The organism is Streptomyces sp. NPDC029292 (genome assembly GCF_055569295.1).
In genome coordinates this window covers 848,473-856,132 of sequence record NZ_JBVHXR010000001.1, presented here as the reverse complement: position 1 = coordinate 856,132, position 7,660 = coordinate 848,473, and the positions used below count along the sequence as shown (strand labels likewise).

Annotated in this window: 5 protein-coding genes; 3 read left to right on the top strand and 2 right to left on the bottom strand. The window is 69.9% G+C overall.

Annotation, left to right across the window (positions count from 1 at the left end; translation table 11 throughout):
- Positions 1 to 139: 139 nt before the first annotated feature.
- Together ACZ4WS_RS03895 and frc are read right to left on the bottom strand one after the other, a co-directional pair.
- Positions 140 to 2,287, bottom strand: coding sequence for an acetate--CoA ligase family protein (locus ACZ4WS_RS03895; protein WP_467976810.1), 2,148 nt, complete (start codon positions 2,285 to 2,287; stop codon positions 140 to 142).
- A gap of 1 nt (position 2,288) precedes the next feature.
- Positions 2,289 to 3,521 (bottom strand): formyl-CoA transferase, encoded by a 1,233-nt coding sequence (gene frc, locus ACZ4WS_RS03890; RefSeq protein WP_467976808.1) that lies wholly within the window; start codon positions 3,519 to 3,521, stop codon positions 2,289 to 2,291.
- Positions 3,522 to 3,686: 165 nt separating this feature from the next.
- On the opposite strand from frc, the gene sucC reads away from it, so the two are divergent.
- The 3 genes from sucC (at position 3,687) to ACZ4WS_RS03875 (ending at position 7,426) form a co-directional block, all read left to right on the top strand.
- Entirely contained in the window at positions 3,687 to 4,817 is a 1,131-nt protein-coding gene (gene sucC, locus ACZ4WS_RS03885) for an ADP-forming succinate--CoA ligase subunit beta (protein WP_467977180.1), read from the top strand.
- Positions 4,818 to 4,828: 11 nt separating this feature from the next.
- Positions 4,829 to 5,728: a succinate--CoA ligase subunit alpha gene (gene sucD, locus ACZ4WS_RS03880; RefSeq protein ID WP_467976806.1), complete on the top strand. Its 900-nt coding sequence runs from the start codon at positions 4,829 to 4,831 to the stop codon at positions 5,726 to 5,728.
- Positions 5,729 to 5,869: 141 nt separating this feature from the next.
- A complete protein-coding gene (locus ACZ4WS_RS03875; RefSeq protein WP_467976804.1) occupies positions 5,870 to 7,426 on the top strand; it encodes an aldehyde dehydrogenase family protein in 1,557 nt (518 codons plus the stop codon).
- Positions 7,427 to 7,660 lie beyond the last annotated feature (234 nt).

The following is a 7,660-nucleotide window of genomic DNA, read 5'->3' as shown; positions in this document are numbered from 1 at the left end:
GTGGGTGGGGTGGGGGGGACCCGTGTCGTCGTGGGGGATGGGTGGTGGATTCTTCCCCTGGGCTTGGTGTGTTGTGTGCGCGCGTGTTCTCTGTCCCCCCCCCCCCCCCCCCCCCCCCCCCCCCCCGCGCACACTCACGTCATGACCCGCCCCCCAACAGCCCCGCCGCACGGGCCCAGCGATACTTCGCGCCGAGCACGGCCACCGGCTTCTCGGTCGTGTACGGGTAGGCCACGACCCCTCGCTCGTAGAGGTACTGGCAGGCCTCCTCGACCTCGACGTCGCCGGCGAGCGAGGCCACCACGGGCTTCGCGACACCGCGCTCGCGGAACTCGGCCACCACGCGCGCGGTGAGCTCGGCGAAGACCATGGGAGGGGTCACGATGGTGTGCCAGTAGCCGAGGACCAGCGCGTGGATGCGCGGGTCCGAAAGGCCCAGCCGGATCGTCGCCTCGTACGTGGACGGCGGCTCCCCGCCCGTGATGTCCACCGGGTTGCCGGCGGCCCCGAAGGGCGGAATGAACTCCCTGAAGGAGGTGTCCAGGTCCGGCGGGATCTCCATCAGGGACAGACCGTTGTCGGTCACCGCGTCGGACAGCAGTACGCCGCTGCCGCCCGCGCCGGTGATGATCACGACGTTGTCGCCCTGGGGGGTGGGAAGCACCGGCAACGCGCGCGCGTACTCCAGCATGTCGTTCAGCCCGGGGGCCCTGATCACCCCCGCCTGCCTCAGGATGTCGTCGTACACGGCGTCGTCGCCCGCGAGCGCGCCCGTGTGCGAACCGGCGGCCCTCGCCCCGGCCGCCGTACGACCGGCCTTCAGGACCACGACCGGCTTCTTCGGGACCGTCGCCCGCGCCGCCTCCACGAACGCGCGGCCGTCCTTCAGGTCCTCCAGGTGCATCGCGATGCACTCTGTGCGCGGGTCCTCGCCGAACCAGGTGAGCAGGTCGTCCTCGTCCAGGTCCGACTTGTTGCCGAGCCCGACGATCGCCGAGACACCTGTCTTCGTAGTACGCGCGAAACCCAGAATGGCCATCCCTATGCCACCGGATTGCGAGGTGAGCGCGACGCCGCCCTTCACGTCGTACGGCGTGCAGAACGTGGCGCACAGGTCCTGCCACGTCGAGTAGTAGCCGTAGATGTTCGGGCCGAGGAGCCGGATGCCGTACCGCTCGCCGATGGCCACGAGCTCGTCCTGGAGCGCGTGTTCGCCGGTCTCCGCGAACCCGGAGGGGATCAGGACGGCGTTGGGTATGTGCTTGCGGCCCACTTCCTCCAGGGCCGCGGCCACGGCCGGGGCGGGCACGGCGAAGACCGCCACGTCCACCTCACCGGGAATGTCGGTGACACTCCTGTAGGCCTTGCGGCCCAGAATGTCGTCGGCCTTGGGGTTCACCGGATGGATCTCGCCGGAGAAGCCGCCGTCGATGAGGTTGCGCAGCACCGCATTGCCGATCTTGCCGGGCTCGTTGGAGGCGCCGATCACGGCGATCGACGAGGGCTCCATCAGCCGGCGCATGGAGGTCAGGATCTCCGCGCGGGTGTAGGTGCGACGTTCGGCGGGAGCGCTCTCGGCGAGGATCACACGGATGTCCGCCGCGACCGCGCCCTTCGGGGTGGCGATCACCGGGTTGAGGTCCACCTCGGCGATGTCCGGGAAGTCCGCGACGAGTTCGGAGACCCGGCGGATCTGCTCGGCGATCGCCCCCCGGTCCACCGGAGGCGCACCGCGCACTCCGCGCAGGATCTCCGCCGCGCGGATCGAGTCCAGCATCGACAGCGCCTCGTCGGGGTCCACGGGCGCGAGCCGGAACGTGATGTCCTTGAGCACCTCGACGAGCACACCGCCGAGCCCGAAGGCCACGACTTTCCCGAACGTCGGGTCGGTCACCGCCCCGACGATGACCTCCTGCCCCTGCGGCAGCAGTTCCTGGATCTGTACGCCCTCGATGTGGGCCCGTGCATCGTACGCCCGCGCGTTCTCGACGATCTCGCGGAAGGCGGCCCGTACGTCCGCCGCCCCGTCGACGTCGACGATCACGCCGCCCGCGTCGGTCTTGTGCAGGATGTCCGGGGAGACGATCTTCATCACCACAGGTCCGCCGAAGCGCGCCGCGCAGGCCACCGCCTCGTCCGCGTCCCTCGCCAGTTCCTCGCCGGGGACCGCGATCCCGTACGCGTCGGCGAGCACCTTGCCCTCGGGCGCCGTCAGCGCGGTCCGTCCCTCGGCCCGCACGGCGTCGAGGAGATGCCGCACCCGGAGCGCCCGGTCCTCGGTCACCATGTCAGATCACCCCGCTCGACTTGAGCAGGCGCAGTTCCTCGTCCCCGAGGCCGAGTTCGCCGATGTAGATCTCCTCGTTGTGTTCGCCGAGGAGGGGTGAGCTGGTGATGTCGGCGGGGGAGTCGGAGAGTTTGAGGGGGTTGCCGACGGTGACGTACCTGCCGCGTTCGGGGTGATCGACCTCGACGACGATCTCGTTGGCGGCGAGGGAGGTGTCCTCGATGATCTCCTTGGTGGAGAGAATGGGCCCGCACGGGATGTTGTGGGCGTTGAGGGCCTCCAGGACCTGCCACTTGGGAAGCGCGGACGTCCATTCCTCGATGAGCTGGAACATCTTGGTCAGCTTGGGGAGGCGGGCCTCGGGGGTGGCCCAGTCCGGGTCCTCGGCGAGTTCGGGCCGACCGATGAGCTCGCTGATCGGTTTCCAGCCGATGGGCTGGACGATGACGTACACGTAGTCATTGGGTCCGCCGGGCGCGCAGCGCACGGCCCAGCCGGGCTGCCCGCCGCCGGAGGCATTGCCGGAGCGGGGAACCTCGTCGCTGAAGTCCTCGTTGGGATATTCGGCGAGCGGACCATGGGCCAGTCGCTGCTGATCGCGCAGCTTCACCCGGCAGAGGTTGAGCACGGCATGCTGCATGGCCACGTTGACCCGCTGCCCGCGGCCGGTGTTCTCGCGCTGGAACAGCGCCGCGAGTATCCCCGCCACGGCGTGGATGCCCGTGCCCGAGTCACCGATCTGCGCCCCGGTGGCCAGCGGCGGCCCGTCCTCGAAGCCGGTGGTCGCCATGGACCCGCCCATGGCCTGCGCGACGACCTCGTACGCCTTGAAGTTGGTGTAGGGCCCGTCCCCGAACCCCTTGATGGAGGCATACACGATACGAGGATTGATCTCCCGGATGCGGTCCCAGGTGAACCCCATGCGGTCGATGGCACCCGGCCCGAAGTTCTCGACCATGACGTCCGAGCGGCGGATCAGCTCGGTGAGGATCTCCTTGCCGCGCTCGGACTTGGTGTTGAGGGTGATGCTCCGCTTGTTGCTGTTGAGCATCGTGAAGTAGAGGGAGTCGACGTCCGGGAGGTCACGCAGCTGCTTGCGCGTGATGTCACCGGTCGGCGCCTCCAGCTTGACCACGTCCGCTCCCAGCCACGCCAGTAGTTGGGTCGCCGAGGGACCGGACTGGACGTGCGTCATGTCGAGGACGCGGATGCCTTCGAGAGCCTTGGTCGTCACAGGTCACCTCACATGTCCGTTGCTTCGAACACCCCGGTCTCGGCGACCGGGGGTCACGCTTGGCACATTGCATACAGTCGACGGATACTGTATGAAGATTGTTATCCCGCATCCGATGGGTGATGTCCAGGGGGCGTGCAGCACTTTTAAGACAGGAGCCGAATGATGGACCTGTACGAGCACCAGGCGCGGGGACTCTTCGCAGAACACGGCATCGTGGTGCCGCGCGCCGAGGTCACCGACTCGCCCGACGAGGCGCGGGAGATCGCCCGCAGGCTCGGCGGCCGCGTCGTCGTGAAGGCCCAGGTGAAGACGGGTGGGCGCGGCAAGGCAGGCGGTGTGAAGTTCGCCGCGGACCCGGCCGCCGCCGAGCTCACCGCGCGCAAGATCCTCGGCATGGACATCAAGGGCCACACCGTCCGCAAGGTGATGCTGGCCCAACCCGTGGACATCGAGAGCGAGTTCTACGTCTCCTACGTCCTCGATCGCGCCGCCGGACGCTTCCTCGCCATCGCCTCCGCCGAGGGAGGCATGGAGATCGAGGAGGTGGCCGCGACCCGGCCGGAGGCGGTGGCGCGCGTCCCCGTCGACCCGGCGCGCGGCGTCACCTCGGCCAAGGCGGCCGAGATCGCGGAGGCCGCCGGACTGCCACCGCAGACCGTCGACGTCCTCGTACGCCTCTGGCAGGTACTCACTCGCGAGGACGCCGTTCTCGTCGAGGTGAATCCCCTCGTCCGTACGAAGCAGGGGCAGATCCTGGCGCTGGACGGCAAGGTCACCCTGGACGACAACGCCCGCTTCCGGCAGGCGCGTTGGGGCGATGAGGACACTGAGCACGACGACCCGCTGGAGGCGGCGGCCGCGGCCAAGGGCCTCAACTACGTCAAGCTGGACGGCGAGGTCGGTGTCATCGGCAACGGCGCGGGCCTGGTCATGTCGACCCTCGACGTGGTCGCCGGCTGCGGCGCCCGGCCCGCCAACTTCCTCGACATCGGCGGCGGAGCCTCCGCACAGATCATGGCCGACGGCCTGTCCGTCATCCTCTCCGACCCGGACGTCAAGTCCGTCTTCGTCAACGTCTTCGGCGGGATCACGGCCTGCGACGCCGTCGCCGACGGCATCGTGCAGGCCCTGGACAGCGTGCGGCTGACCAAACCCCTGGTGGTCCGCCTGGACGGCAACAACGCCGTACGGGGCCGCGCGATCCTCGACGACCGCGCGCACCCCTTGGTGCGGCAGGCGACCACCATGGACGGCGCCGCACGCCATGCCGCCGAACTCGCCAACACCAGCTGAAGGAGCGGGACATGGCCATCTTTCTCACCAAGGAGTCCAAGGTCCTCGTCCAGGGCATGACCGGCGGCGAGGGCATGAAGCACACCCGGCGCATGCTCGCGGCCGGCACCGACGTCGTCGGCGGCGTCAACCCGCGCAAGGCGGGACGGAGCGTCGACTTCGACGACCGTGCGGTGCCCGTCTTCGGCTCGGTGCGCGAGGGCATGGCGGCGACCGGAGCCGATGTGAGCGTCGTCTTCGTGCCCCCGGCCTTCGCCAAGGCGGCCGTCGTGGAGGCCGCCGACTCCGGAATCGGACTCGCCGTCGTCATCACGGAGGGCATCCCGGTCCACGACTCCGTCGCCTTCCACGCGTACGCCGAACAGAAGGGCACGCGCGTCATCGGCCCCAACTGCCCCGGCCTGATCACCCCAGGACAGTCGAACGCGGGCATCATCCCCGCCGACATCACCAAGCCCGGGCGCATCGGCCTGGTCTCCAAGTCCGGCACCCTCACCTACCAACTCATGTACGAACTGAGGGACATCGGCTTCTCGACCTGCGTGGGCATCGGCGGAGACCCCGTCGTGGGCACCACCCACATCGACTGCCTGGCGGCCTTCCAGGACGACCCCGACACCGAACTGATCGTTCTCATCGGGGAGATCGGCGGCGACGCCGAGGAACGGGCGGCCGCGTACATCCGCGACCACGTCACCAAGCCCGTCGTCGGCTACATCGCCGGATTCACCGCGCCCGAGGGCAAGACCATGGGGCACGCGGGCGCCATCGTGTCCGGTTCCTCGGGCACCGCCCAGGCGAAGAAGAAGGCCCTGGAGGCGGTCGGAGTGTGCGTGGGCGGCACCCCGACCGAGACGGCGCGGCTGGTTCTGGCCCGCCTGGAAGCAGAGCGTGACGTCACTCATAGTTGACGTCAGGTGACTGCCGGAAACAACGCGACCTCACTACGTTCCCCTTACGTACGCGACGCGACCAGCGCTCGCGCGGGCCCGTGCGTCCTGCAGGAGCCGGGCCCCCCGCCCCCGACTGTGCACCGAGAGCGGAGACACCGAATGGCAACCACCCTCAACCCCACCACCCTCACCGTGAAGTCCGGCACGTCCTGGGCCGACGCCTGGCAGCGCTGCCTCACCGTCGCCCCCGAGGCGTTCCGCGACGACCGCGTCCTCAACCTCTGGAACTCCGCCTGGCAGGCCGACGGCCGGGCCCTGCCCGCCACCAGCCCCGTCGACGGCAGCCCCATCGCGGGCCCGCCGCGCCTGGACGGCGCCACGGCCCAGCGGGCCGTTCGCGCCTCGCTGGACCAGCACCGTGCCTGGCGCCACGTTCCGCCGGCGGAACGCCGCGCCCGCGTGGCGGCGACCCTCGACGCGCTCACCGAGCATCGCGAACTGCTCGCCCTGCTCCTCGTCTGGGAGATCGGCAAGCCGTGGAGGCTCGCGCAGGCCGACGTGGACCGGGCGATCGACGGCGTCCGCTGGTACGTCGACGGCATCGAGCCCATGGTGGAAGGCCGGACTCCGCTCGACGGACCCGTGTCCAACATCGCAAGCTGGAACTACCCGATGAGCGTGCTCGTTCACGCAATGCTGGTACAGGCATTGGCAGGGAACGCGGTCATCGCCAAGACCCCGACCGACGGCGGCGTCGCCTGTCTCACCCTGGCCAGTGCGCTTGCCGCGCGCGAAGGGATTCCCGTCACCCTCGTCAGTGGCAGCGGAGGTGAGCTGTCCGAGGCGCTCGTGCGCGCGCCCGAGATCGGCTGCGTCTCCTTCGTCGGCGGCCGGGACACGGGCGCTGCCGTCGCCACCGCCGTCGCCGACCTCGGCAAGCGGCATGTGCTCGAACAGGAGGGACTCAACACCTGGGGCATCTGGAACTACACGGACTGGGACGCGCTGACGGCGGTCATCCCCAAGCTCTTCGACTACGGCAAGCAGCGCTGCACCGCCTACCCGCGCTTCGTCGTCCAGCGCGAGCTGTTCGACGAGTTCCTCGCCGCCTATCTGCCGGCCGTCCGCACCCTCAGGGTCGGCCACCCGCTCGCGGTCGAGCGGCCCGACGACCCGTACCCCGTGCTGGACTTCGGTCCGGTGATCAACGCGGCCAAGGCGAAGGAGCTGCACGACCAGGTCGCGGAGGCCATCGACCGCGGTGCCGTCCCGCTGCACCGCGGCAAGCTGTCCGACGCGCGCTTCCTGCCCGGCCAGGACACCTCTGCGTACGTCCAGCCCGTCACGATCCTCAACCCGCCGCCGTCCTCGCCGCTGCACCACGCGGAGCCCTTCGGCCCGGTCGACACCATCGTCCTGGTCGACACCGAGGCCGAGCTGCTCGCGGCGATGAACGCCTCGAACGGCGCGCTCGTCGCCACGCTGTCCACCGACGACGAGGCGACGTACAACCGCCTCGCCCCGCAGATCCGCGCCTTCAAGGTCGGCCACGGAAAGCCACGCTCGCGCGGCGACCGCGACGAGCTCTTCGGCGGCTTCGGCGCGTCGTGGCGCGGTGCGTTCGTCGGCGGGGAGTTGCTCGTGCGCGCGGTGACCCAGGGACCGGCGGGGGAGCGGCTGCCGGGCAACTTCCCGGACTACCACCTCATGCCGTGAGGCTGTGCCGCATGCGGGAGGTGGAGTCTCAGCTCGTGGGGTGGAGTCACAGCCCCTGAGGTGAGGGCGGGCGGCGTCCGTGTCGGGGCGCCGCCCGCCGCCCGGCTCGATGATCTCGTCCACCACCCGTCGCGCGACGCCCGGCGGACAGGCGCCGACAGGCCGAGGACGACATGGTTCACACCGATGCCCACGAGTTCGGCGACCGTCGCGCGGGTGGCGCCGGGATCGTCG